The organism is Stenotrophomonas sp. SMYL41 (assembly GCF_036319965.1).
Taxonomy (GTDB): domain Bacteria; phylum Pseudomonadota; class Gammaproteobacteria; order Xanthomonadales; family Xanthomonadaceae; genus Stenotrophomonas; species Stenotrophomonas maltophilia_R.
Window position 1 is genome coordinate 54,928 of sequence record NZ_JAWIRX010000013.1, and the last position, 24,866, is coordinate 79,793.

20 protein-coding genes are annotated in these 24,866 nt (G+C 66.4%); 8 read left to right on the forward strand and 12 right to left on the reverse strand.

The window, feature by feature from the left end:
* Positions 1-39 precede the first annotated feature (39 nt).
* On the reverse strand, positions 40-474 hold the full coding sequence (locus V3B30_RS15285; protein ID WP_005411035.1) for an SseB family protein: 435 nt from the start codon (positions 472-474) through the stop codon (positions 40-42).
* 696 nt (positions 475-1,170) lie between these two features.
* Here V3B30_RS15285 and V3B30_RS15290 point away from each other — a divergent pair.
* A complete protein-coding gene (locus V3B30_RS15290; RefSeq protein WP_262083666.1) occupies positions 1,171-1,809 on the forward strand; it encodes a hypothetical protein in 639 nt (212 codons plus the stop codon).
* A complete protein-coding gene (locus V3B30_RS15295) occupies positions 1,806-3,290 on the forward strand; it encodes an XVIPCD domain-containing protein (RefSeq protein ID WP_262083665.1) in 1,485 nt (494 codons plus the stop codon). Before V3B30_RS15290 ends, V3B30_RS15295 begins: the two co-directional genes overlap by 4 nt.
* Before the next feature lie 80 nt (positions 3,291-3,370).
* On the opposite strand, the gene V3B30_RS15300 is transcribed toward V3B30_RS15295, so the two are convergent.
* Positions 3,371-3,706, reverse strand: a complete 336-nt coding sequence (locus V3B30_RS15300) for a hypothetical protein (RefSeq protein WP_262083664.1) — start codon at positions 3,704-3,706, stop codon at positions 3,371-3,373.
* A 3-nt stretch (positions 3,707-3,709) separates the two neighbouring features.
* Positions 3,710-4,744, reverse strand: coding sequence for a S41 family peptidase (locus tag V3B30_RS15305; RefSeq protein WP_100473920.1), 1,035 nt, complete (start codon positions 4,742-4,744; stop codon positions 3,710-3,712).
* Positions 4,745-4,907: 163 nt separating this feature from the next.
* On the opposite strand from V3B30_RS15305, the gene V3B30_RS15310 reads away from it, so the two are divergent.
* The gene (locus tag V3B30_RS15310) at positions 4,908-5,186 is read left to right on the forward strand and encodes a hypothetical protein (RefSeq protein WP_262083663.1); all 279 of its coding nucleotides are present in this window, start codon (positions 4,908-4,910) and stop codon (positions 5,184-5,186) included.
* Between the two features lie 163 nt (positions 5,187-5,349).
* On the opposite strand, the gene V3B30_RS15315 is transcribed toward V3B30_RS15310, so the two are convergent.
* The 6 genes from V3B30_RS15315 to V3B30_RS15340 form a co-directional block, all read right to left on the reverse strand.
* Entirely contained in the window at positions 5,350-8,376 is a 3,027-nt protein-coding gene (locus V3B30_RS15315) for an autotransporter outer membrane beta-barrel domain-containing protein (RefSeq protein ID WP_262083662.1), read from the reverse strand.
* A 295-nt stretch (positions 8,377-8,671) separates the two neighbouring features.
* A complete protein-coding gene (locus V3B30_RS15320; RefSeq protein WP_262083661.1) occupies positions 8,672-9,739 on the reverse strand; it encodes a heparan-alpha-glucosaminide N-acetyltransferase domain-containing protein in 1,068 nt (355 codons plus the stop codon).
* The gene (gene nagA, locus V3B30_RS15325; protein WP_262083660.1) at positions 9,739-10,887 is read right to left on the reverse strand and encodes an N-acetylglucosamine-6-phosphate deacetylase; all 1,149 of its coding nucleotides are present in this window, start codon (positions 10,885-10,887) and stop codon (positions 9,739-9,741) included. Before nagA ends, V3B30_RS15320 begins: the two co-directional genes overlap by 1 nt.
* Positions 10,887-11,915, reverse strand: a complete 1,029-nt coding sequence (locus tag V3B30_RS15330) for an SIS domain-containing protein (protein ID WP_262083659.1) — start codon at positions 11,913-11,915, stop codon at positions 10,887-10,889. The genes nagA and V3B30_RS15330 overlap by 1 nt, the downstream gene beginning before the upstream one ends.
* 7 nt (positions 11,916-11,922) lie before the next feature.
* Positions 11,923-12,990, reverse strand: coding sequence for a LacI family DNA-binding transcriptional regulator (locus tag V3B30_RS15335; RefSeq protein WP_006391719.1), 1,068 nt, complete (start codon positions 12,988-12,990; stop codon positions 11,923-11,925).
* 39 nt (positions 12,991-13,029) lie between these two features.
* The gene (locus tag V3B30_RS15340; RefSeq protein ID WP_262083658.1) at positions 13,030-14,319 is read right to left on the reverse strand and encodes a sugar MFS transporter; all 1,290 of its coding nucleotides are present in this window, start codon (positions 14,317-14,319) and stop codon (positions 13,030-13,032) included.
* A 376-nt stretch (positions 14,320-14,695) separates the two neighbouring features.
* Here V3B30_RS15340 and V3B30_RS15345 point away from each other — a divergent pair, with 376 nt between their 5' ends.
* From V3B30_RS15345 to V3B30_RS15355, 3 genes are all read left to right on the forward strand, one after another.
* On the forward strand, positions 14,696-15,712 hold the full coding sequence (locus V3B30_RS15345) for a glucokinase family protein (RefSeq protein WP_262083657.1): 1,017 nt from the start codon (positions 14,696-14,698) through the stop codon (positions 15,710-15,712).
* A 143-nt stretch (positions 15,713-15,855) separates the two neighbouring features.
* A complete protein-coding gene (locus V3B30_RS15350) occupies positions 15,856-18,516 on the forward strand; it encodes a TonB-dependent receptor (RefSeq protein WP_100473927.1) in 2,661 nt (886 codons plus the stop codon).
* Between the two features lie 111 nt (positions 18,517-18,627).
* Entirely contained in the window at positions 18,628-20,985 is a 2,358-nt protein-coding gene (locus V3B30_RS15355; RefSeq protein ID WP_262083656.1) for a family 20 glycosylhydrolase, read from the forward strand.
* Between the two features lie 105 nt (positions 20,986-21,090).
* Here the strand turns inward: V3B30_RS15355 and V3B30_RS15360 are convergent, their stop codons facing one another.
* Together V3B30_RS15360 and V3B30_RS15365 are read right to left on the reverse strand one after the other, a co-directional pair.
* A complete protein-coding gene (locus tag V3B30_RS15360) occupies positions 21,091-21,483 on the reverse strand; it encodes a VanZ family protein (RefSeq protein ID WP_262083655.1) in 393 nt (130 codons plus the stop codon).
* Positions 21,480-22,664, reverse strand: a complete 1,185-nt coding sequence (locus V3B30_RS15365) for an SAM-dependent methyltransferase (protein WP_262083654.1) — start codon at positions 22,662-22,664, stop codon at positions 21,480-21,482. The genes V3B30_RS15360 and V3B30_RS15365 overlap by 4 nt, the downstream gene beginning before the upstream one ends.
* Before the next feature lie 59 nt (positions 22,665-22,723).
* On the opposite strand from V3B30_RS15365, the gene V3B30_RS15370 reads away from it, so the two are divergent.
* On the forward strand, positions 22,724-23,461 hold the full coding sequence (locus tag V3B30_RS15370) for a pteridine reductase (RefSeq protein WP_100473931.1): 738 nt from the start codon (positions 22,724-22,726) through the stop codon (positions 23,459-23,461).
* Positions 23,462-23,536: 75 nt separating this feature from the next.
* On the opposite strand, the gene folK is transcribed toward V3B30_RS15370, so the two are convergent.
* On the reverse strand, positions 23,537-24,022 hold the full coding sequence (folK, locus tag V3B30_RS15375) for a 2-amino-4-hydroxy-6-hydroxymethyldihydropteridine diphosphokinase (RefSeq protein ID WP_262083653.1): 486 nt from the start codon (positions 24,020-24,022) through the stop codon (positions 23,537-23,539).
* 90 nt (positions 24,023-24,112) lie between these two features.
* Between folK and V3B30_RS15380 the strand changes: the two genes are divergently transcribed.
* Positions 24,113-24,853 carry a 20S proteasome subunit A/B gene (locus V3B30_RS15380; RefSeq protein ID WP_262083652.1) on the forward strand — a complete coding sequence of 247 codons (741 nt, stop codon included), beginning with the start codon at positions 24,113-24,115 and terminating at the stop codon, positions 24,851-24,853.
* Positions 24,854-24,866: the final 13 nt, after the last annotated feature.

A 24,866-nucleotide genomic window follows, 5' to 3' on the forward strand; every position in this document is an offset into this window, starting at 1 on the left:
AGTGCCGGCCGCTGGCCGGCACCCAGGCAATCCCTGGACTCAGTGCGCCATGCCGCGGGTGATCGCTGCCGCACGCTGCTTCAGCTGGGCCACGGCATCGGGAATCATCTCCATGCCCACGTCCAGGCCCGGGTTCAGCACCAGGCCGACGCCATCGCCGATACCGGCCAGCAGCGCGTGCACCGCGATCGGCATGGCATGCGCGAACTGCGGCAGCTGCTCGTGCCACAGGCCGGCGCGCTCGGGGGCGGTGAATACCGCGAACATCGGCTCGCCGCTCTCGCTGGTCAGCACCAGCGGCGAGATGCTCTCGTCCCAGGCGCCGTCTTCGCCAATGGCCTTGTCCAGCAGCACGAACGCCGTCGAGGTCAGCAGGCCGTCGAGGAACTGCGATGCGGTCAGCGTGCCGTCCTGGGCCTGCAGCAGGCGCACCTCGAGGTCGTTGAGGGGTTCGAACGGGGTGTCGTGGTCCATGGTCGGTTCCGGTACGTGATTGCAGGCTGCAACTTTAGCAGGCCGGGGGTGAGGCACGGCAGCGCATCGGCAGGGACTCGCGGGGCTTCAGTGGCCGATGTACCAAAGCGCCCAGCGCTCACCGGCCTGGGCCCCGCCATAGGGATTCGGGGCCGTGCGGAAGTCTTGATAGCCTTGGGAGGAAAGCATGGCGGGCAGGATACGGCCGGCCGCAGATGCGACGAACCCTGCTACCCCCTGAACCGTTCGACGGTGGAATTGTTAAGACCTGCTTCGACAGTCTGACGAAATGGTCAATGTGTCCAATTCGCTTGTGACCGTGTGCCGGCGCAGCTCCACTCAATCCTGGAAGGACGTTGAGACTGGCGTGACCAGGAGCTTTGAGCACGGTTGGAGCGGGTCGTATAGTCGGATGACGTAGAGCAATGGAACGCCGATGAACGCTACCTCGCAAGGCCTCGTGCCACAGGCATGCATGGATGGAGGCCAAGGAAGCTGGCAGCACGAGCGGCGCAACCTGTCGCATGTGCCCCGTAACGCGGTACATCGCGCCGTCTTCCTCGGCCATCCCTCCTGTCCAGCCGATCAAGGATCAGGGCAATCCTGCCGGTATCCTCACGCGCAGAGAACCGTGCCCCGCAGTAACCCTGAAGAGGCGCCCCCCCGTAGTACCTCAATCAGCGACACGGACCGCTCATGCTGAAACCCTCCCCCCCCCTCACTCACGTTGTGTTGATCGCCTTGATCACACTGGCCGTTTCTGGATGCAACAAGGAACGCTCATACCCGGTCTATCGCGAGAATCCGGCACCCAAGGATGCGCTACCGATTGTGATTCGGGTCCACGATGCACCTGTGGAGCTCGCTCTCCCGAAGGTTTTCGTCTCCTACGAGATAGATCCGCTCTGCCTCCCGCCGATCAACAACTACGAGGGTGTGCAGTACGCCCCCCAACGGCAGTCAGTAGAGTTCCCAGTACAACGTGTCAGTGCAACCGAGTTCAGCAGCACCGTGTTCGAGGACGGCATGGCAGTCGCTGACTATTACGGGCGCGGGCCATGCGAATGGAAACCCAGCATCATTCGAGCTTCATTCCCAGTCATTTCCGAGGGACACGAAGGCTTCATATCAGTTGCCGTCCACCATCTCGAACTGAAGAAACTACTCACGTCGATTTCGTACGCAGACAGTCAAATGACCCTGCAAACAGCGAGTTCGACGCCGGGGTGGGTGCGAACGCAGTCCCAGTATGGCTACGACAGATTGTCTGATATCGAGAAGCAGAAGTACTTTCCCATAGAGATATCGTCTCCTTCGAAAGGATTCGTCCCATGAGACCTCTAACCAATGCAGCCCTGGCCAATGCAGCCTACTCCCCACCGTCACATCCAGCCCCAGGTGATAAGGAATCGCTGCGCGTTGATGGTGAAGACTTCGAAGTTCTAGGGCGACGTGATGCAGCCAGCGGCTATCAAGGCGGTGTGTACCGGAACATCAAGACCAACGAGATCATCATCGCCCATCGAGGCACCGAGTTTGATCGCCAGGCCATACTTGATGGCGGCGTCGACGCAGCGATGGTCAGCGCCAGAGTCAACGCACAGATTGATGATGCCCTCGTACTGACCAAGCAGGCAATCAAGCAAGCTGAGGAAAACGGATATGGTCCGGTGTACGTCACTGGACATTCCCTAGGCGGCGCACTCGCGCAGATCACTGCCCACCACTACAACCTCCCGGGCGACGCCTTCAATCCCTACGGCGCTGCCGGGTTGGCGTATCGCCTGCCTGAAGGCCAGCCGGCCAATGCGGCGCCCTTCACCAACCATGTGATGGCGGGCGACCTGGTTAGTGCGGCCGGCCCTCATTACGGCAAGGTTGAGATGTACGCGCTGCCCAAGGAACTGGAGGTCCTGCGCAATGCCGAGCAGGGCCAGCGCATCGCCTCGCTCGGATCGCTTGGGATGAAAAGCGGCCATGTCATGTCCGCTGCGGTTGCGGTCCAGTTGGGTGATTCCCATCGAATGGTTCACTTCATTGACCGTATGACCGACAAGGGTCCAGTGCAGTCCGTGCTGGACGACCCCGAGGCGCGGATCACAGATGCGGAGGACCTGCGCCGGATAGTGGAGTATCGCAAAGACATCCACCAGTTGCGCCTGGGAGCGACCGTACTTGTCGGCGGTGGCCCTGGACTCCTGCGCGACGGGGTCAATTACCTTCGCGGCACCGAGGAAGCCGGAGCATACGTCCGTCGCGAAGCCGAAGCCGTGCAGCGCGCAGAAAACCCATTGAAACCAGGGGAGCGTTTGGTCCAAGAGGCGACCGAAATGGGCTCGCCCTCTCTGAGCAACCCAGGCTTCGCTCCCAAGAGCTCATTGCAGGAGAGCATCGAATCAACCTTGGACAAGGCAGGCCTGGATCCCAGAACGGAAGGCCACCCAGACCATGCGCTCTACCGGCAGATTCGCGATGGTGTATCGGCCGTGGATGCCAGGCACGGGCGCAGCTTCGATGAAACCAGTGAGCGTGTGACGGCCGGCCTGCTTGCAACGGCCAAGCGCAGCGGCCTGGAACGCGTCGATCATGTTGTCTTGGGCAACACCCCCAGCGATGGTTCAGGCCCTCGCATGTTCGTCGTGCAGGGAGCGCTCGACAATCCGGCACACCTGCGGGCATCGATTGCGGTCAGCGAGGCCGTCAATACACCCGTAGAGCAGTCGCTCGCCAAGGTCGAGCAGATTTCGCAGGCACATCAGGTCGCTCAGCAAGAGCAAACCCAAGAGCAGACCCGAACAGCGATGCGCATGGGCTAGGCCAGCGTGAATTGCTTGGCTCCACCCGAGGCTAGCGCCCACTGGAACGGCCTGCTGAGGCTATGTCGGCCCCCCTCTCCCTAGGAGGAATACAGGTTCCGCCACATCCATCCGGCCACCGCCAGCCCAGCGACCACCACCAGCATCAGCGGCAGCCCGAAGCGGTGCCGCCACGGGATCGGCACCCCGCCCAGCTGCTGGTCCATGGTCTCGGTATCGAGCACCCAGCCGTGCTCGCAGCGGGTACAGGCCAGTTCGTAGCGGCGCTGGTAGGTGAAGCCAAACAGCAGGTCGATGCGCGCCATCTTGTAGCGTAGCTGCGGGGCGAACTCGGTTTCCGCCTGGCAGCGCAGGCAGTGGTGCGCTTCGGTGGGGCCGACGATCACCACCCGTTCCTGTTGGCCGATCAGGATCATGGGTCAGCGCGCCTGGCAGGCGGGCTGGGCCAGCAGCCAGGCCTGCGCGGCGGCCACGGTAGCTGCATCACCTTCGATGCGCTGGTCCGGTTCGATCTTCAGCCCATCCCCCTGGCCGTTGCGGTCCTGCATCACGCTGGTGGTCAGCAGCAGCGCGCTGCCATCGACCAGCGGCCGCATCACGTTGGCGGTGGAAAGCCCCGAGGTGGCCAGGCCAAAACTGCGCGTCTGCGGGCGACCGCGGAAGGCAAGCACGGTCGCTTCGCCGGAACTGGCGGTGCGCGGCCCGGTCAGTACGGCCACGGGCGCTCCCGGGTGCTTCAGCAGATGGCCGGGCCCGCCAAGATCAATCCGCACGCGCCCGCCGAGGCGCACGCTGGTCGTAGTCAGCTGCCAGCGCGAAGGACCGTCCACAGTGGCGAAGGAACCCACGTCCTCTTCGGCGCCGGGCGTGGTCCGCAGCAGCGGCGCCGCGCCCAGCAGCATCGGCCACATGTTGCCGCCGGTGTTGCCACGCAGATCAACGATCCAGCCGCAACGGAGGCCGCTGTCCTGGTCACGGATGATCGCCTGCCAGCGCTGCGCACGTTCCTTCATCTGCTGATGCGCGGTAGGGCCCTGCATGACACCGTAGCCCCCGATCTCCACCCGACCGATGCGCGGGTCCAGTGATTCAGCCGGGGCAGTCGTTGCGCCCGAGGCTGGCGCCGATGCGCCATTGGCGCGTGCCAGGCGCTCTGCCTTCGCCTGCAGCTGCTTCGCGCTGATCCAGGCACCATGCCCTCCGGAACTGCGGCCGGTGGCCTCCCGCAGCAGCTCGCGGGTCTTGGCCGGATCGTTCTGCGCCGCCTTCAGGCGCGTACGGATGGCGGGCCAGTCCACGCGGTCGCGGTGCAGCGATTCCTTCTCAAGCATGTCCAGCAGCTGGGCCTGCGCCTGTGCTGTCGGCAGGTCGATGGCATCCGGGGCGGCGGCCTGTGCGCTGCTGCAGAACAAGACACCCAGTGCAGCGGCCATCACGCGGAGATCAAGAGGCATTCGACGTTCCTTCGTCGTGGATGAGTACCGCAGCATACGCGTTCGCCACCATCGTTGTGTGCCGGCTTTGGCATGCGCCGTGCGGGAGGCGATTTACAGTTGCTCATGGAAGATGCGCTGACCGAAGCCATCGAGCAGGCGCCCATCCGCATTCTTCGCGCGGTTGCGCGGCATCGCACACAACCACGCAGCCGATGGTCAGGCGTGGCGCGAACGGCAACTCAGCGAGGCGCGTGCCCGGGAACTGGCCGAGGCCACGCGGTGCCTCACGGCGGTATCCGCCTGTGGGGGTGTGTTCCTGGCGGCGCAGCCGGCCCGCGAGATGGAGGATGCGCCGGCGCAGTGCCCGCCGCAGGTGGAGGAAGGCCTGCTGCACGCGGTGGTGGTGCTGGCCGATCATGCGGGTGGGCCGGAGGCGCCGGGTGCGCGCGCGGCATCGTGACGCCGCTGGATTCGTGTCGACCAAGGTCGACACCCACCAGAGCGGATTATGGCGCCGGTTGGAATCCAGAGCGGATCGGCGCGTCGGTTGGAACCCGGAGCGGATCATGGCTGTGATGGGGTGAGTGCCGACCCAGGTCGGCACCTACCCAAGCCTGCGGTTGTCACCAATCCGCGCGCAGGCCGATGTTGCCTTCAATGATGCGGCGCTTCTCGTTGCGGTCGCTGCCCAGCTCGCGCGTGTAATCGGCCACGGCATAAGCGCTGATGGTGCGATTGAAGCGACCTACCACACCCACACCGGCTTCCAGCGCGCGCGAGCGCTGCGAATTGACGATCACGTCGTCGTCGAAGCGGATCCGATCCTCGCCGGAACGGCCATGCCAGTAATTGAGCTTGAAATACGGCTGCCAGCCGTTGTCGGCCAACTGGTAATCACCGGCCAGGCGCAGGCCCACGCGGCCGGTCCAGGCGTTGTCGTTGTCGAAGCGCACGCTCGAAACTTCATCGCGGCGGTCATCCAGCGCGGTGCGTTGCCAGATCACCTGCACCTGCGGTTCCAGCCACCACGAGGACTGGCCAAAATGCAGCAGCGGCTTTCCCGCTTCCACCGACGCACTGGTGCCGTCGCCGCTCAGGCCGAAGCCGAGCCCACGCGAGGAACGCACGCGGCCGTCGTAGCGGCTCTGCATCGCCACCGCGTCGATGTACCCCCCGCTGCTGTCGGTGAGCGTCCAGTACAGGCCCACGTGCTTGTCGTCCAGGCGGTTCTGGCCCACCTGCACGTTCTCCCACCCCAATGCCAGGCCGGTGGTCTTGCCCTGCGCGCGGGTGCGGCCGACGAACACGCCGATCTGGTTGCGATGGTTGTCAGAAGCAGCAGCCCACACATCCAGACCGGCCTGCAGGCCCATCACATCGCCATCGAAACCCGGCTGTGCATCGCCCTTCCAGTGGATCTCGCTGCTCTGGCCCACCAACCGGCCCCAAGCGGTGCGGAATGCGCCCTGGTTGTACAGCAGGCGTTGTTCGCCCTGCCGCTCGTGGAACGTGCCGAGACTGGCCAGCGAAGTCTCGCGCAGCAGTGGCGGCACCACGGCGTAAGCGGCGGTCTCCACGCGGTACAGCGGTACCACTGCGCCTTCGGCCGGGCGTGCACCCGGCGTCGGCGGTTGCCCGGTACCGGGCAATGCACCGCCGGCCACAGGCACGTCCGGCACTGCCGGATCGCTGGGCGGCGCCACCGGTGCCGGTTCCGGCGGCGGCGGTGGCGGCGCGGTCTCGCCCGCGGTCAGGTCCGGATCGGTGGCGCCTTCGGGCGGCGGCGGCGGTGCCGGGGTGATCGGCGGCGGTGGGGCTACCGGCGGCGTCAATGGCGGTGGCGTGGCACTACCGCCGCCGTTGGGTGCCGGCGTCGGCCCGGTCACCAGCGTCGAGCGCAGGTACCAGTTCTCGCTGGTACCGGCGCTGACACCGCCCTTGAACAGGAAGTACTCGTAGGCACCGGCCGCGACCGGTGCAAACAACGAAAACGCGCCCGGCGCGGTGCGGCCACCATTCAAGGCCTGCACCACCAGGATGCCATCGGCCAGCGTGGCCGCGCCGCTGCCGCCAGCATTGAGCACACCGATGCCGGTAGTCCCGGTGGCAGTACCGCCATCGATCACCAGGCGGTCGCTGGTGGAATCGTCCGCACCCAGCACGGTGCGCAGGTACAGGCCACCGCCATCACCGCGATAGTTGCCACGCACGGTGAACACATCGCCAGCGCCAGTACCGGTCAGGTCGATACGCCCGGCATTGACCATCTCCACCAGGGCACCACCGTTGAGCGGACGGATGGCGTGGCCACCACTGCCCGCGTAGACGGTGCTGGTGTCATCTACGGTCAGCGTGCCAGTGCCGGATGCGCTGTCGCCGAGCACCAGGTCGCCATCGAAGGCCAGTTCGGTGCTGTTGGCCAGGCGAATCGTCTCCCAGTTCTGGAATCGGCCCACGCCCTCGGTCTTGACGTTGCTGAAGTTGAGCTGGTCGATGCCGCTGCCACCGTCGAACAGCGGCACTGCACCGAGGTTGCCCTGGTTGAGGTTGCTGAAGTTGGCCACGTCGTTGTCCGGGCCCATGTCGATCGCGCCGTAGACGATGCCGCCGCCATTCCAGTTGAAGGTGTCGTCACCGGTACTGAGCAGCACCTGGCCGCGCACGGTGCCATCGGTGATGGTCACGCTGTCGGCGCCGCCACTGACGCTGATGTTGCCGCCGATATACGCCGTACCCGAGATGATGATGGTGTCGGTATCGAAGCCGGTCACCACGTTGCCGTCCACGGTGCCGCCGGACTGGTCCCACAGGTTCTTGTCCAGCTTCATGTTGACGCGGCCGATGCGCCCACCGGTCATCCACGCCTGGTCGCCATCCTCGAACGCGCCGATGATGCGGCCAGCGCTCATGCGGAACGTATCGATATTGTCGCCCTGCTGCAGCGCGCCGATCGTGCCGCCACTCATGACGAAATCATCGCGGCCACTGCCCTGCGCCACCACGCCGGTGACGGTGCCGCCAGTGACGGTCATCTGGTCATCGCCGCTGCCCTGGTCGACGCTGTCGATGGTGCCATTGCTCAGCAGCAGCACATCGTTGCCATCGCCCTGCAGGACGCCGCCGGAGATGCTGCCTGCCTGCATCTCCAGGCGATCATTGCCGGCGCCGAACTGCACGCCGCTGCGCCCACTGATCGTTCCGCTGTTGACCAGCACGCTGTCGCCTGCGCCAACGAACTGCAGGGCAGTGTTGTTGCCGGTGCTGATGCTGCCGGTATTTTCGACGCGGCTGCCACCGCCCAGCTGCACCGCCACACCGCCCGCCGAACTGATCGCGCCCTGGTTTGACAACAGGTGGCCGCCTGCGCCGACCAGGGCGATGGCCGATCCACCACCGCTTTGCTGCAACTGGGCACCGTTGGCGACGTTGACGGTGATGCCGGCCGCGCCATTGGCGGTGACGGGAACGGTCTGCGGATTCGGCGCGTTGGCGTCGCAGGTGACCGTCTGGCCGGCGGCCGGGGTGGCATTGTCACAGCCGGCCCAGGCGGCACTGGCGGTCAACAGCATGACGGACGGGACGGCCAGGGCCTGCAGCAGGGAAACAGTGAGGCGGCGTGGACGGAAAGCGCGCGGGGCGGCACGGGACATACAGTACTCCTGTACAGGGGATCAGGAACTGCAGAACTGCGCGGGCAGTGTGACGTGTGGTGAACGGTTTCGATAGGTGAATTTGCGTGCCACTTATCACAGTTCAGATTCGAACCTGATCGGGCATCACTTCGCTTCTACCTGGCTGAAATCGTTCATCTTTGCAGCGATCATGAATCAGTGGAGAGCATTTGCGCATGGCGTCATCTACCGGACATTCCACTTCCACCGCGCCACCTCCATCGCGTTCGCCCCGTGTACAGGCCGAACCGCGCCATGCATGGATGACGCGCCATCAGATCTTCAGATAGATCTTCCGCCGGTCCAGCCACCACGCCACACCCCACCACAGTGCGACGAACGCCAGCGCCTGCAGCATTGACGCCAGTTCCAGCGCCTGCGGCATCACGTTGGCCAGCTGCTGCCAGATCCAGCCCCAGGCGCCGGTCGCCATCAGCACCACCGACATCGCCGATGCCCCCAGATACGCGGTGATCGCGTTGACCCCGAAGCGCCGGCCCAACGCCGGCCAGCCCTTCTGGTCGATCAGCACGTGCCCCAGCCACAGCGCCAGCGCGGCCAGGCCGCCGGTCCACAGCACATAGCTGGGCGTCCATAGCTGCTTGTTCAGCGGCAGCACCGTAGCCAGCAGCAGGCCCAGCACAGCAGTCGCCACACCCAGGCCGGCCAATGCTGCCGGACGCCCGTTGCGCAGCAGGCCACCGGCCAACAGGCCGAGTACGGTGCTGGCCAGGGCGCCCAAGGTGCTCAGCAATCCTTCCGGATCATGACCGAGCCCGGTATCGGCGTGCCACTGGTAGATCCACGGTGCGAACAGCGTGGTATCCAGGCGGCTGGCCGGGTTGGTCCATGGCGCCAGATCACCGATACCCAGCAGCAGCACGGTATACCCCACCAGCAGCGTGACCAGCACGGCCGCCTGTGCGCGCGGGCGGGCATACACGGCCAGCACGCCCACCAGCGCCGCACATGCCGCAATCCGCTGCAGCACGCCCCAGATGCGGAAGTGAGGGGTGTGCAGTGCCCACCAGATCAACAGGTGCAGCAATGCGCCGGCCAGCAGGATGCGCAGTGCACGCTCCAGCACGCCGCGTACCAAGGCCGGCCGTGCCAGCGCATCCAGCGCGCGTGGTGCCACGCTGAACGCCATCGACACGCCGACCAGGAACAGGAAGAACGGGAACACCAGGTCGGTAGGCGTGCAGCCGTGCCATTCCGAATGACGCAGCGGCGCGAACACCGCACTCCAGTCGCCCGGGTTGTTGACCAGCAGCATTGCCGCCACGGTGATGCCGCGCAGGGCATCGATCGAGCCCAAGCGGCGCGGCGGCATGCCATTCATCAGGCGGCCTCGTACTGTCCGGCAATCCAGGTGCCGCGCACCTGCAAGGCGTCATCCAGCTGCACCAGGTCGGCCTGGTAGCCCTCGGCGATGTGGCCGAGGCGGTCGTCGACGTTGAGGAACTGCGCCGGGTAGGTCGAGGCCATGCGTGCGGCTTCGGCCAGCGGCTGGCCGAGCAGCTGCACGGTGTTGCGCACGGCGGTGGCCATGTCCAGCGCAGAGCCGGCCAGCGAACCGGCGGCATTGCGCACCACGCCATCGATGGCAGTGATGGTTTCGCCATACAGCACGTAGCTGGGATCATCCGCACCGACCGGCGGCATCGCATCGGTCACCAGCAGCAGGCGGCCGCGCGGCTTGGCCGCCAATGCCACGCGCAGGCTGGCCGGATGCACATGCACGCCATCGACGATGATGCCGATCCAGCTGTCGCGGTCTTCCAGCGCAGCGCCCACCGCGCCGGGCTCACGGCCCTGCAGCGGCGACATCGCGTTGTACAGATGGGTGAAGCCACGCACGCCGGCATCCAGGCCGGCACGGATTTCCTCGTACGTTCCAGCGGTATGGCCAGCGGCAACGATCACGCCACGCTCGACCAGCGCACGGATGGTCTCCAGCGGCACGCGTTCGGGCGCCAGGGTCAGCAGGGTCACGCCGTTGTCGAGCGATGCGGCCAGCGTGATCTCCTCTTCGTCCGGCACGCGGAACTTGCTGGCATCGTGCGTGCCCTTGCGCGCCGGCGCGATGTACGGGCCTTCCAGATGGATACCGATCACACCCGGCACACCCTGCTCGATCGCATCGCGCATCGCGCTGATGGCTTCGCGCATCACGCCCACGTCGTCGCTGATCAGCGTCGGCAGCATCGCGGTGGTACCGAAGCGGCGGTGCGCCTGCGCGATGGTGCGCAGCGACGCCACGTCCGGCGTGTTGTTGAACAGCGCGCCGCCGCCACCATTGACCTGCACGTCGATGAAGCCGGGCAGCAGCCAGCCACCGCCCAGATCGACCTGCTCGGCCGCCTGGCCCAGCTGCGGCGCTGCATCGGGCAGCAGCGCGCTGATGCGGCCATTCTCGATCACTACCGCCAGATCGTCGCGGAACTCATCGCCCGCAAGGATGCGGGCGTTGCGCAGGACCGTTGCCATTACACCGTCTCCGTAACCTTGTTCAGGTGCGGCGGCAGGTCCGGGTTGAAGCCACGGCGCAGCGCCAGCGCATTGATCGCGCGATAGAAGCTCTGCACGGTCAGCAACGGTGCGCACAGCGGATGCGGCGCGGCAGCCACCGGCAGGTTGCCACCGGCACCGGCCATCCACACCTGCGCGCCGCGCGAAGTAAATTCTTCGACCACCGCACGGGTACCGGCGCCGGTCTCGTCCGGCTGGGCGAAGGCCAGCACCGGGAAACCGCGATCGACAAGGGCCATCGGGCCATGCTTGACCTCGGCCGAGCTGTAGGCTTCGGCATGCAGGCTGCACGTTTCCTTGAACTTCAATGCCGCCTCCTGCGCCGCGCCCAGGCCCAGGCCACGGCCGAGCACGAACAGGTTGGTGGCATCGACCAGGCCCTCGGTCACCGCACTCCAGTCGCACTGCCAGGCCTCGCGCATCGCGTCCGGCAGCAGATCCAGCGCCGCACGCAGGCTGCTGTCCTGCTTCCAGTACGTGGCCAGCTGCAGCAGTGCCGCCAGCGAAGCCAGGTAGCTCTTGGTGGCCGCCACGCTCTTCTCGGCACCGGCATGCAGCGGAATGACCGTATCGGCCAGCTGCGCCAGCGGCGAATCCTCGACGTTGACCAGCGCGACCACGCGCGCACCGGCGGCCTTGGCAGCTTCCGCATTGCGCAGCAGGTCCGGGCTCTTGCCCGACTGCGAGATGACGATGAACAGCGCACCACGCAGCTGCAGCGGAGCAGCGTAGACCGACCCCACCGACGGCGAGGCCGAGGCAACCACCAGGCCCAGCTGGGTCTCCAGCAGGTACTTGCCATAGGTGGCGGCATGGTCGGAGCTGCCGCGTGCGCAGGTGACCACGAACGGCGGCGGCGCGGCGCGCAGGCTGGCGGCCAGGGTTTCCATGGTGGCGTGGTTGCGCGAGAACTGGCGCGCGACCACGTCGGCCGCTTCAGCGGCCTCGGCGAACATCAGGGTGGACGTGGGGTCTGACAGCGACATGGCAGGCTCAGGCAGGATCGGAAGGAAGGGGGCGTGCGCCGGCCGGACGCATCGGCGCGGTCGAACCGCGCACCACCAGCTGCGGCACGAAGCCCTGGTTGTGCAGCGGTGCCGGCGCATCGTCGTAGGCATCGCTGCGCAGCTGCGCGATCAGCAGGCGCGCAGCGTGGCGGGCGATGTCCTCGGTGGCCTGCTTGGCGGTGGTCAGCGGCGGCCACGACTGGCGGGAGAACGGGCTGTCCTCGAAACCGGCAATCGACAGGTCATACGGCACGTTCATGCCGGCCGACTTCGCGGCGGCCAGCACGCCGGCGGCGATTTCGTCGTTGGAACCGAAGATGGCGGTGGGCGGCTCGCGCAGCGCCAGCAGGCGGCGCGCGCCTCGGAAGCCATCGTCGAAGGTGTAGTCGCCCTGCACCACCAGGTGCTTGTCCACGGTCATGCCGTAGTCCTTCAGCGCGGCTTCGTAACCGGCATAGCGCTCGCCCGAGGACCGGTGCGAGATGCCGCCCCAGAGGAAGCCGATGCGCTGGTGACCCAGCTGGATCAGGTGCTCGGTGATCTCGTAGGCGGCTTCGCGGTCGTCGACGAATACGCAGGCACCGTCGGCGGGGTCTTCGGTGGCCGCAATGATGCGCACCAGCTTGATGCCACGCGCGGTCAGCGCCTGGATCAGGTCGCGGCGCTCGGACATCGGCGCGGTCAGCACCAGCCCGGCCAGCCGCGAACGCTGCACCCAGTCGGCCAGTTCATCGGCCAGCAGCGGCGAGCTGGAATCGCAGGGATGGATCTGCAGGCCGAAGCCGGTTTCGCGGCAGGCAGCGAGCACGCCGTTCTGCACGCCGATGATGTGGTACGGGTTCGGGTTGTCGTAGACCAGCCCGATCACGAAGGTGGTGCCGCTGCGCAGGTTGCGCGCGGACGGATCGGGCTCGTAATCGAGCTCGGCGATGGCACGCAGCACCCGTGCACGGGTGGCCTGCATCACCGAAGGTTCGTTGTTGATCACCCGCGAGACCGTCTTCAGCGAGACCTTGGCCTTCTCCGCAACGTCCTTGATGGTCGCTCTGCGCATGGGTTTTCCCTGGGGTTGGCTGCCGTCCATCATCGCCGATCAGGCCTTGTCCTGCGGCAGGCCGGCGCGATGGCCGATCACCGAGTAGAACAGGATGTACAGGTAGCACGGCACCATCAGCAGCACGAACACCAGCTGGAAGTCGATGTGCTGCTTGAGCACGGCGAACAGCTGCGGAATGATCGCGCCACCGGCGATGCCCATCACCAGCAAGGCCGAGCCGGTCTCGGTGAAGCGCCCCAGGCCGCGGATCGCCAGCGGGAAGATCGCCGGCCACATCATCGCGTTGGCGAAGCCCAACAGGGCCACGAAGGCCACCGATACGTAGCCGTGGGTGGCCCAGGCGCCCAGGCAGAACACCACGCCCAGCACGGCAGAGAAGGTCAGGTAGCGCGACTGCGAAACGACCTTGGGGATCAACAGCAGGCCGACCACATAGCCGACCAGCATCGCGCCAAGGGTAAGCGAGGTGAACATCTTGGTCTGGTCCAGCGGCAGGTCGAAACCATGGCCGTAGGTACCGATCGCATCACCGGCCATCACCTCCACGCCCACGTAGACGAACAGGCACAGCACGCCCAGCCACAGGTGCGGGAACTGGAAGATGCTGCGGCGCTCGGCGGCACCGGCAGCCGCCGGCGTGGCGTTGGCTTCGGACGACTTGATTTCCGGCAGCGGCGAGAACAGCACCGCCACCGCCAGCACCACCAGCAGCGCAGCCATCGCCAGGTACGGGGTGTGGATCTTGGCGGCAAACTCGTTCAGCAGCGCGGCCTTGGTGACCGCATCTGCCGCCTGCACCTGCGCATCGAGGTCACCGATGCCGTGCAGCACCAGCGTGCCGATCAGCACCGGCGCCAGCATGCCGGCGATCTTGTTGCAGATGCCCATCAGCGCAATGCGGCGTGCCGCCGTCTCGATCGGGCCGAGGATGGAGATGTAGGGGTTGATCGCGGTCTGCAGCAGCGCCAAGCCGCTGCCGATCACGAACAGGCCGCCGAGCGCCCCCGGATACCAGCGCTGGGTGGCGAACTCACCGAACAACGCGGCACCACCGGCCATCACCAGCAGGCTCAGGCTCAGGCCCTTCTTCATGCCGGTGCGGCGCAGGATCCACGAGGCCGGCAGGGCCAGGAAGAAGTAGGACAGGTAGAACACCATCAGCACCAGGAAGGCGCCGACCTCGCTGAGTTCGAAGGCGAGCTTGACGAAGGTGATCAGCGGGCCGTTGAGCCAGGTGAAGAAGCCGATCAGGAAGAACAACACGCCGACGATGGCGATGGAGGTGGCCACGTTCGGGCGCGCGCTTGCAGCGGGGACGGCGGACATCAGGAGGGCTCCTGCGGCGACGGCCGCAGAACGCGGCGTCGGAGAGTGGCTGGGAACAACGTTGTCACATTCTTTCGATGGACAACCGCGGTTTGTCAACTTCCGTGCACGCCCCCATCAACCTCGTGCTGCACTGCGCAAGCCGATTGCCGCGCACCGCACTGAATGCGCGATAGCCCTTGAACCCCATGCGGCAACGGCTCCCGTGTGAATCCAGCACTCACGTCATGTAAACGTTTACTGCCTGCCGCATTCGTTGCGGCGCAGCAACGAAAGTGTCACGAACTCGTTGACATCGTTGTCAGCAGGGTTACAGACTCCGCCCCAATCGCCGCCCCCGATCCCGGGGTCGGCCCCACCTGCAGCAGGAGCCCGCGTGACCGCCAGCCACCCCGCCCCGGCCCATGTCCTGTCCCGCGTCGCGCCCTCGTTCCTGGCCGCGGACGTCGGTGGCACCCATGTGCGCGTGGCCCGGGTCCAGGCCAGCGGTGATGCCGCCCACCCGGTGCAGGTGCTGGAGTACCGCAAGTACCGCAATGCCGACCACGCTGGCCTCAGCGCGATCCTGTCCGACTTCCTCGGCGAAGGCCCGCGGCCCACGCATTGCGTGGTCGCCAGCGCCGGCTACGCCCGCGAGGACGGCACGGTGATCACCGCCAACCTGCCGTGGCCGCTGTCGGCGCGCCAGGTGGAAGCCGACGTCGGCCTGCAGCGGGTCTACATCGTCAACGACTTCGAAGCGGTGGCCTATGCCGCCGCGCAGGTGGACGCCAGCGGCGTGCTGCACCTGTGCGGGCCGGATACCGCCGCGCGTGGCCCGACCCTGGTGGTCGGCCCCGGTACAGGCCTCGGTGCGGCCCTGTGGATTCCCACTGCACATGGCCCGGTGGTGCTTCCCACCGAAGCCGGCCAGCCAACCCTGGCGGCCAGCACCGAACTGGAAATGGCCATCGTCCGCCACATGCAGCGCGACCGCGCGCACGTGTCGATCGAGCATGCGATCTCCGGCCCAGGCCTGATGAACCTGTACCGCGCGGTGTGTGCGCTGCAGGGCCAGGCGCCGACCCTGGCCAGCCCCGACGCGGTCACCGCTGCGGCAATGGCCGACAGCGATGCACATGCGCGCCAGGCGCTGGATGTGTTCTGCGGCCTGCTCGGCAGCACCATCGGCGACATGGCGCTGTTCTACGGCGCCCATGGTGGCGTCTACCTGGCCGGCGGCATCCTGCCGCAGATCCGCGAGTACCTGCACGCCAGCACCTTCGTCGAACGCTACCTGCAGAAGGGGCCGATGGGCGAAGCGCTGGCACGCATCCCGGTGAAGGTCGTCGAGCACGGCCAGCTGGGCGTGGTCGGCGCTGCCAGCTGGTACCTGCAGCAGTCGGCCGCCTGACACCGCAACAGGCTTCAACGCAATCGCAGCACGCTGTACGTGGCACGCCAACGCACGGGACTTCGCCGCCGCCCCGCGCCTGTCATCGCAACCGCAACCGAACACCGCCGCCGGCATCCAATCGAGTGATGAGGAGAGACATCATGAACACCCGCAAGACCCTGCTTTCGGCCGCCATCGTCAGCTGCATCGCCTTCAGTGCGCACGCGCAGCAGGCCGCCCCGACCGCCACCGACCTGGACACCGTGACTGTCACGGGCATCCGTGGCTCGATGGAAAAGTCGCTGGACACCAAGCGCGAAGCCAATGCGCGCGTGGAAGTGGTCACCGCCGAAGACGTGGGCAAGCTGCCGGCGCACAACGTCGCCGACACCCTGCAGCGCCTGCCGGGCGTGAACATCAGCTCGTCCAGCGCCGACGAAGGCGGCTTCGACGAAGCCGACCGTGTCAGCCTGCGCGGCACCAGCCCGAGCCTGACCCAGACCCTGATCAACGGCCACACCGTCGGCTCGGCCGACTGGTTCGTGCTCAGCCAGGGCAACAACGTCGGCCGCAGCGTCAGCTACTCGCTGCTGCCGTCGGAACTGGTCAGCTCGGTGGAAGTGAACAAGTCCTCGCAGGCCAAGCTGCAGGACGGCGGCACCACCGGTACCGTCAACATCATCACCCGCAAGCCGCTGGAATTCTCCAAGCCGTTCACCGCTGAAGGCTCGATCGGCATGGTGCGTTCGGACCAGGCCAAGTCGAACGACCCGCAGCTGTCGGCCCTGTTCAACTACAAGAACGACGAAGGCACCTTCGGCGTGATGCTGCAGGCCTTCAGCCAGAAGCGCGAGCTGCGCCGCGAAGCGCAGGAAATCCCGGGTGGCTTCTTCACCATTGAAGCCAATGATCCGGTCGCCCAGACCAATCCGGATCTGGTCGGCGTTCAGGTCCCGGGCCTGCTGGGCTCCACCCTGTTCGAACAGACCCGCAAGCGCACCGGCGGCTTGGTTTCGCTGCAGTTCAAGCCGACCGATGACCTGAGCTTCGTACTCAGCGGCTTCAGCTCCAAGTTGGAAGCGAACAACTACAATCGCAACTTCATGATGTTCGGCAACAGCTTCGGCAAGTCGCAGGCACCTGATCCCGGATACGTGGTCAAGGATGGCGTGCTGACCCAGGCCAGCTATGCAGGCAAGCCGGGCACCAACTACGCGGTGTACGACATGATTTACCGCGAGTCGACGGCCAAGACCAACTACATCACCCTGGATGCCGACTGGCAGGTCAGCGACAACCTGACCGCGAAGTTCCAGGCCGGTACCACCAAGGGCACTGGCGAAACGCCGCGCCAGTACATCGCCGAGCTGTTGACCGCAAACGGGGGTGGCGCCAGCTGGACCACTCATGGCAACGGCTCGCCGGTGGATTGGAATGTGGGGGGCGACATCAGCCCCGCCGGCGCCAGCTGGGGCGGCACCTGGGGTAACCAGCAGGTCACTGCAATCGACAAGGAAAAGTGGGCCAACGTTGATTTCAGCCAGTATTTCAACGCGGGCGTGTTGAGCTCGATCGATTTCGGCGCACGCTACGCCGACCACACGCGTGAAGCAAAGTCGCCGGAAGGCGCCACTCCCGGCAACATCTGGGACGCCCTGCGTGGCAGCCCGACCGCCAACTATCCGGGTGGCTTCGCCGACGATATCGGCGGCAACTTCCCGCGCAACATCTGGTACTACACCCCAGCAGCGCTGCGCAATGCGGTGACCAACAATTCCGAATGGCTGTCCGGCAACGATGGTCCCGACGGCCGCCACAACTACGGCGCGGAATGGAAGGTGACCGAGAAGAACTTCGCTGCCTACGTGCAGGGCAACTTCAGTGGCGACCGCTGGAGCGGCAACGTCGGCCTGCGCTACGTCAATATCAAGCAGGATATCGACACTTACGCCACGGCGACAGGTTCGACCGTGCCGGACGTGAGGAGCCTGTTCGGCGCATGGACCCGCGAGGCCTTCGAGAACAAGCACAACCGCGTGCTGCCGAGCGCCAACTTCAAGTACGATCTGCGCGACGATCTGGTGCTGCGCCTCGCCGCCTCTCAGACCCAGACCCTGCCCGACTACTCCGCACTGGGTGCGTCTTCGTACGGCTCGGATCTGAACCGCAAGGGCGGCGGCGGCAATCCGAAGCTGAAGCCGGTGATCTCGACCAACTTCGACGCCAACCTGGAGTGGTACTTCATGCCCCGCGGCATGCTGTCGGTTGGTGCATACTCGATGCGCCTGAAGGACTACGTGGCCTTCAGCACCGAGAAGCAGATGCTGTTCAGCGAGCTGACCAACCAGCTCGAGGAGTACGACATCTCCCGTCCGAAGAACGCCGACGGCAAGGTGCGCGGCATCGAAGTGGCCTACGAGCAGCCGATCGGCGAGTACTTCGGCGTCAACGCCAACTACACCTACGCCGATGGCAGCACCGAACACACCTGGGCCGACGGAACCGACAACCTGCTGGGCACTTCGAAGAACACCTACAACGTGGGAGCCTACTTCGAGAACGACACCTTCGGTGCGCGTGTCAGCTACACCCGCCGTTCGTCGTTCCTGATCGGCCTGTCCGGCGCCAACCCGTACTACCAGGATGACTTCGGCACGCTGTCGGCATCGCTGAGCTACAAGGCCACCGACTGGCTGAGCATCAGCTTCGATGCGCTCAACCTCAACAACCCGACCTACAAGTACTACCAGACCGCGGCCATCCCGACCTCGTTCTACAGCAACGGTCGCCAGTACTACCTCAACTTCCGCTTCAAGTACTGATCCAGCGGCGGCAACATCGCCGAGTCGTGCACGCACGCCGGGCCTGGGTCATTCCGGGCCCGGCGTTTTTCATGTATAGCGTTCATCGCACCGTTCCAAGGAGTCGTTCCGATGGTCAAGCCTTCCCGCGCCCGGATGCGCAGCGCACTGCTGCTGGGCAGCCTGCTCGCGATGTTGCCGGCGCTGCCGGCACTCGCCGCCGATCCCACGCCCGCCGCTGAAGCACCTGGTCCGCAGCTGCGTGCCGGCAGCCTGATGCTGATTCCCGCCCCGGCCACCGTGCAGCCCGGCCAGGGCAGCGGCATCACCGTGCGCGCCGATACCGTGCTGCGCGCCGAAGGCGAGGCCGCACAGCGGGTCGCCACCCAGTTCGCCGACCTGCTGGCCCGCAGTGGCGGCCCGCGTCTTGCACTGGCCAAGGGCAAGGCTGCTGGCAAGTCGGGCAGCATCCGCTTCCAGATCGTGCCCACCTTCCGCGACAGCGGCGAAGGCTACACGCTGGAAAGCACCGCGCAGGGCGTGGTGATCCAGGCTGGCAACGAAACCGGCCTGTTCTATGGCGCCACCACGCTCGCCCAGCTCGCCACCGGCGGCAGCAACGGCGTGCTTCCAGCGGTGCAGATCCAGGATGCACCGCGCTTCAGCTGGCGCGGTTTCATGCTCGACTCGGCACGGCATTTCCAGAGCCTGGACGAGATCAAGCGCGTGCTCGACACGATGGCCGCGCACAAGCTCAACACCTTCCACTGGCACCTCACCGATGACCAGGGCTGGCGCATGGAGATCAAGCGCTACCCGAAGCTGACCGAGGTGGGCAGCTGCCGCCTGCCGGCCGGCGACGGTGGCATCGACCCGGTCAGTGGCCAGGAGCACCCGTACTGCGGCTTCTACACGCAGGAGCAGATCCGCGAGGTGATCGCCTATGCCGCCGCGCTGCATATCCAGGTCATTCCAGAAATCGACGTACCCGGCCACGCGACCGCAGCGATTGCCGCGTACCCGGAACTGGGCTCGATCAGCACCCCGCTGAAGCCGATCAGCGAATGGGGCGTGTTCCCGAACCTGTTCAACGTGGAAGACAGCACCGTCACCTTCCTCGAGAACGTACTGGAGGAAGTGATCGAACTGTTCCCGGCCAGGTACGTGCACGTGGGCGGCGACGAGGCAGTGAAGGACCAGTGGGAAGCCTCCAGGCAGGTGCAGCAGCGCATGCGTGCACTGGGCATCAAGGATGAGATGGCCATGCAGAGCCACATCATCAAGCGCCTGGAAACGTTCCTTGAGGAACACGACCGGCGCCTGATCGGTTGGGACGAAATCCTCGAAGGTGGCCTGCCGCCGCAGGCCACGGTGATGTCGTGGCAGGGCACCGAAGGCGGACTGGCTGCGGCCAGCGCCGGCCATGACGTGATCATGTCACCGGTCGGCTACCTGTACCTGGACTACCTGCAGACCGCCTCCCCAAATGAACCGCCGGGCCGCCCGGCCCAGGTCAACCTCGGCAAGCTGTACAACTTCGAACCGGTACCGGCTGAACTGGCTGCCGACAAGCGCGGGCACATCCTCGGCCTGCAGGCCAACATGTTCACCGAGCACACGCGCAGCTACGCACGCCTGCAGCACAACCTGTTCCCACGCCTGGCCGCGGTGGCCGAAACCGGCTGGAGCACGCAGGAACATCGTGACTTCCGCGATTTCCTCGCACGCCTGCCGGCGCAGCTGCAACGCTACCGCGCCTGGGGCCTGGCGTATGCGCAGACCCCATTCGAAGTGGGCGTGGACTACACCGATGATCGTGCGAAGAACACCGTAACCGTTTCGCTGGCCAACCCGCTGGGCTATGAAGTGCGCTACAGCACTGATGGCCAGCCGGTGACCGCGCAGTCGCCGCTGTACCAGCAGCCGCTGACCGCGACGCTGCCCGCCACCGTGCAGGCCGCCGCGTTCTACCAGGGCCAGATGCTGGCCGCGAAGCCGACGGTCGCGGACTTCACTGCGCAGTCGCTGCTCAGCCGCCGCAGTGATGAACTGCTCAGCTGCGTAGGCAAGAAGGGGCTGGTGCTGCGCCTGGAAGACGATGGCCCGCGCGAGGGAACGCGCGCGGTGTTCAACGTCGACATTTTCCAGCCGTGCTGGCGCTGGCCGCAGGCACAGCTGGACGGCATCGGCAGCGTCGAGGTCCGCGCGGGCCGTATTCCGTACTACTTCCAGCTGGCCCATGACGAACCCAAGCGTCGCTTCGAGAAGGCCAAGCGCGCGCATGGCGAGATGCGGGTGCGTCGCGGCGACTGCAGCGGCAAGGTGCTGGCCGAAGTGCCGCTGCCGGCCAAGCCGGATGCCGATGGCTTCGTGACGCTGCGTGCGACGCTGCCGAAGGGAACCCAGGGCACCGGTGACCTGTGCATCAACTTCACCGGCGACACGCGCCCGGCGATGTGGGTGCTGGACGAGGTCACGCTGGGGAAATGACGGCAGGTCCGTCCTGGTGGGTGCCGACCCTGGTCGGCACCTCGGGCAGTTCATCCACGCACGGCGTGGATCTACGGGTAGGTGCCAACCTTGGTTGGCACGCCTTTACCCGCGCCAGCGCAACAGCAGGTCGCGCAGCGGGGTCAATGCGGTAGCCATGCCGGCCAGCACGCCGATCGTATTGGCGAGCGCATCCACCGGGTCGGCGGTGCGATTGCTGGTCAGCGCGCCCTGCGCGAACTCGATGCCGACACCCATCAGCACCAGGCCCACGCCCACCCACAGCAGCGGACGTCCGCGACGGAACAGCTGCACCGCACTGCCGGCCAGGATGAAATAGGCGAGGAAATGCTCGCCCTTGTCGCTGTTCTCCGGCAACGGAATCGGCGGCGGTGGAATCAGGCAGACCACGATCACCAGCAGCACCGCCGACACCCACAGTGTGGCCCACAGGCGCGGCCGACGCAGCGGCTTGGTCACCGGCTGCGCATCACTCACAGGCGCCAGCTCAGGTCACCCAGCTCGAAGGCCGGCTCGAAGTCGACGCCACGCTGCAGGCCAATTGCCTGGAAGCGCTCGCCCATCTCGGTCGGCAGGGTCAGCTTCTTCACTTGGTCGCGCAGCTGGATGCGGCCGACCTCATCAGTACGCTCTTCGGCCAGCAGCAGCACCTGGTCCAGGCCATTACCGAGCAGGAAGCTGGCCTGGCTGCAGTAGCCGGCCAGCTCGAAACCACCGTGCAGGCCGGCCTCGGCCATCGCGGTGAAATCCACCGACGCGGTGATGTCCTGCAGGCCCGGCCAACGATGCACGTCGTTGTGCACGTGGTGGCGGTAGAACGCGCGCACGGTGCCATCGTCACGGTCGTGCTGGTAGAACTCGCCGCGGTTGTAGCCGTAATCGACGAACAACATCGCGCCGCGCTGCAGGCCGCCAGCCACCGCCTGCAGCCAGTACGGCAGCTGCGGCAGCACCTCGGAGCGGTAGCCCTCGGCGAAGGGCTTCTCCAGGTAGCGCTCGATATGACGCACCGCCCCGTTGAGCAGGATGTCGGCCGGCTGCGCGCCGCGGATGAAATTGCCTTCACCATCAAGTTCGACGGTTTCCTCGTAGACCTCGCCGTCCCTGATCAGGAAGCGCGGGGTCGGCAGCGCATCGATCACCTCGTTGGCGAACACCACGCCTTCCCAGTCCTCTTCAAACGGGCGATCAACCCAGTCCACGCGCGCGGCCAGCTCGGCCGGCAGGTTCTGCTGCAGGCGTTGCTGCTGGCGCTCGCGCAGGTCCGCACTGGGTTCGAGGATGGCGTAGCGTGATGGCAGCGCGTCCAGCTCGGCCAGCCGCAGCAGCACGGCCTCGGCGAAGGCGCCGGTACCACCGCCCAGTTCCAGCATGCGCGCCTGCGCACCCAACTGGGCGAACACCGGCGCCAACGCATTGGCCACGCTGCCGGCAAACAGGCTGCCGAGCTCGGGCGCGGTGGTGAAGTCGCCGCTGCCGCCGAACTTGCTGGCACCGGCGCTGTAATAGCCCCAGCCCGGGGTATACAGGCACAGCTCCATGAAGCGGGAGAACGGCATCGCCCCACCCTGCGCAAGGATTTCGGCACGCAGGGCGGCGGCCAGCTGGTCGCTGTGGGCCAGGGCATCGGCTTCGGGCAGGGGGAAGGTGGGCTGCATGGCGTCTTCGAATGCGGTGACAATGGTGCACAGGATAGCCGAGCCTTGGAGGACCCTCGATGAGCGACACCCACCCTGTGGTGCTGATCACCGGCAGCGCGCGCCGGATCGGTGCGGCCATCGCCCGCCAGTTCCACGCCTGTGGCTGGTCGGTGGTGCTGCACGCCAACACCTCCAGCGCCGAGCTGCAACAGGCCGCGTTCGATTTCGACAACGTGCGCCCGGGCAGCGTGCTGGCCCTGCAGGCCGACCTGCGTGACGCTGACGCCCTGCCCGACCTGGTGGAACAGGCCGTCACCCACTTCGGCCGGCTGGATGCGCTGGTCAACAACGCCTCCAACTTCTTCCCCACCCCGCTCGGCCAGGTCACCGCCGAGGCGATGGACGAGCTGTATGCGGTCAATGCACGCGCGCCGCTGCTGCTGTCACAGGCGGCGGCGCCCTACCTGCGCCGCCAGCAGGGCAGCATCGTCAACCTGACCGACCTGCACGGCACCGACCCGATGCGCGACCACATCGCCTACACCATGGCCAAGGCCGCGCTGGAAATGGCCACCCGCTCGCTGGCGCTGGAGCTGGCGCCGAAGGTGCGGGTGAATGCGGTGGCGCCGGGCGCGATCCTGTGGCCGGAACAGGGCAAGGACGATTTCGCGCGTGAGGCGCTGCTGGCACGCACCCCGCTGGCACGGATCGGCACCGTCGAGGAGATCGCCGAGGCGGTGTACTGGCTGGTGGCCGAGGCCAGCTTCGTCACCGGCCACACCCTGCGCGTGGATGGCGGGCGTACGGTCAGCTGAAAGGTTGCCGGGATCCACAACGGGGTCAGATCCCTTTTCCCGCCGGGAAAAGGGATCTGACCCCGTCACTCACCATCATTCGAGGTCCACCACCTCGAACGCTTCGCCGAACTGCGAGTGCGCACGCCACAGCGTAGCCAGGTCCAGCCCGCTGACCGGGTCGATGAAGCCCGGCGCGATGTCGGCCAGCGGCTTCAGCACGAAGGCATGCTTCAGCTCCGGGCGCGGAATGCGCAGGTGGCCGGGGCCCTCCACCACCAGATCCCCGTAGAACACCACGTCGATGTCCAGCGTCCGGTCGGAGAAGCGCGGCCCGCTGCGGTCGCGGCCGTGTGCGTCTTCCAGCGCATGCAGCCAGTCATCCAGTTCCTGCAGCGGCAGGTCGGTCTCGATTGCTACTGCGTTGTTGAGGAAGGCCGGGCCATCGAAGCCGACCGCGGCGGTACGGTAAGCCGGTGATACCTGCAGCGCGCCGAAGCGCTCGCGCAGGGCCGCCACCGCGGCGTGGAGGTAGCGGCGGGGCTGGACATTGCTGCCCAGGCTCAGGAGCACGGTCGTCATGCGGTTCAGGTGGCAGCGATGGGGGGCGTGGACATGCCGTCGTCACGGCGGCCTGCCTACAATCCGGGACGCACATGATAGGGCACCGACATGACCTATTGCGTTGGAATCGAGGTGGACGAGGGCCTGGTCTTCGCCGCCGACACCCGGACCAATGCCTCGCTGGACGATGTGCGCGTGCATCGCAAGCTGCACGTGTTCGAATATCCCGGCCAGGCAGCCTACGTGCTGATGGCGGCTGGCAACCTGGCCACCACCCAGCTGCTGGTGTCGCGCTTGGGACGCGATGCCGACGAACGGCGCGCGCCCAACCTGCGCGACATGACCCACCTGTTCGAAGCCGCCGAGTACGTCGGCCAGCTGCTGGTGGACAGCCAGGTGCGCAGCAGCCACAGCGAACACGGCCACGACGGGGTCAACACCCAGGCCACGCTGATCTTCGGCGGCCAGATCGCCGGCGAGCGTCCCGGGCTGTACATGATCTACCCGCTCGGCAACGCCATCGCCGCCTCGCCGGAGACACCCTACCTGCAGATTGGTGAATCCAAGTACGGCAAGCCGATCCTCGACCGCATCCTCAGCCCGGCCACGCGCCTGGAGGATGCGGCCCGCACCGCCATCGTCTCGCTGGACTCCACCATCCGGTCCAACCTGTCGGTGGGCCTGCCGATCGACCTGGCGCTGCTGCGCGACGGTGAACTGCGCATCGCCCAGCAGCTGCGGCTGGGCGCGGATTCAGCGCTGTATGCCGATATCCACCAGAACTGGTCGCGGCGGCTGGAGCAGGCGGTGGACGCCCTGCCGCGGTTCCCGTGGGAAACCGTCCTGTAGAACCCCAGCGGCA

Excerpts from the sequence above, each read along its gene's own strand:
- V3B30_RS15320 (WP_262083661.1), bottom strand. The coding sequence starts at position 9,739 with ATGAATGGCATGCCGCCGCGCCGCTTGGGCTCGATCGATGCCCTGCGC.
- V3B30_RS15300 (WP_262083664.1), bottom strand. The coding sequence starts at position 3,706 with ATGATCCTGATCGGCCAACAGGAACGGGTGGTGATCGTCGGCCCCACC.
- folK (WP_262083653.1), bottom strand. The coding sequence starts at position 24,022 with ATGACGACCGTGCTCCTGAGCCTGGGCAGCAATGTCCAGCCCCGCCGC.
- V3B30_RS15305 (WP_100473920.1), bottom strand. The coding sequence starts at position 4,744 with ATGCCTCTTGATCTCCGCGTGATGGCCGCTGCACTGGGTGTCTTGTTC.
- V3B30_RS15315 (WP_262083662.1), bottom strand. The coding sequence starts at position 8,376 with ATGTCCCGTGCCGCCCCGCGCGCTTTCCGTCCACGCCGCCTCACTGTT.
- V3B30_RS15330 (WP_262083659.1), bottom strand. The coding sequence starts at position 11,915 with ATGTCGCTGTCAGACCCCACGTCCACCCTGATGTTCGCCGAGGCCGCT.
- V3B30_RS15350 (WP_100473927.1), top strand. The coding sequence starts at position 15,856 with ATGAACACCCGCAAGACCCTGCTTTCGGCCGCCATCGTCAGCTGCATC.
- V3B30_RS15380 (WP_262083652.1), top strand. The coding sequence starts at position 24,113 with ATGACCTATTGCGTTGGAATCGAGGTGGACGAGGGCCTGGTCTTCGCC.
- V3B30_RS15340 (WP_262083658.1), bottom strand. The coding sequence starts at position 14,319 with ATGTCCGCCGTCCCCGCTGCAAGCGCGCGCCCGAACGTGGCCACCTCC.
- V3B30_RS15355 (WP_262083656.1), top strand. The coding sequence starts at position 18,628 with ATGGTCAAGCCTTCCCGCGCCCGGATGCGCAGCGCACTGCTGCTGGGC.
- V3B30_RS15365 (WP_262083654.1), bottom strand. The coding sequence starts at position 22,664 with ATGCAGCCCACCTTCCCCCTGCCCGAAGCCGATGCCCTGGCCCACAGC.
- V3B30_RS15290 (WP_262083666.1), top strand. The coding sequence starts at position 1,171 with ATGCTGAAACCCTCCCCCCCCCTCACTCACGTTGTGTTGATCGCCTTG.
- V3B30_RS15335 (WP_006391719.1), bottom strand. The coding sequence starts at position 12,990 with ATGCGCAGAGCGACCATCAAGGACGTTGCGGAGAAGGCCAAGGTCTCG.
- V3B30_RS15295 (WP_262083665.1), top strand. The coding sequence starts at position 1,806 with ATGAGACCTCTAACCAATGCAGCCCTGGCCAATGCAGCCTACTCCCCA.
- nagA (WP_262083660.1), bottom strand. The coding sequence starts at position 10,887 with ATGGCAACGGTCCTGCGCAACGCCCGCATCCTTGCGGGCGATGAGTTC.
- V3B30_RS15285 (WP_005411035.1), bottom strand. The coding sequence starts at position 474 with ATGGACCACGACACCCCGTTCGAACCCCTCAACGACCTCGAGGTGCGC.
- V3B30_RS15370 (WP_100473931.1), top strand. The coding sequence starts at position 22,724 with ATGAGCGACACCCACCCTGTGGTGCTGATCACCGGCAGCGCGCGCCGG.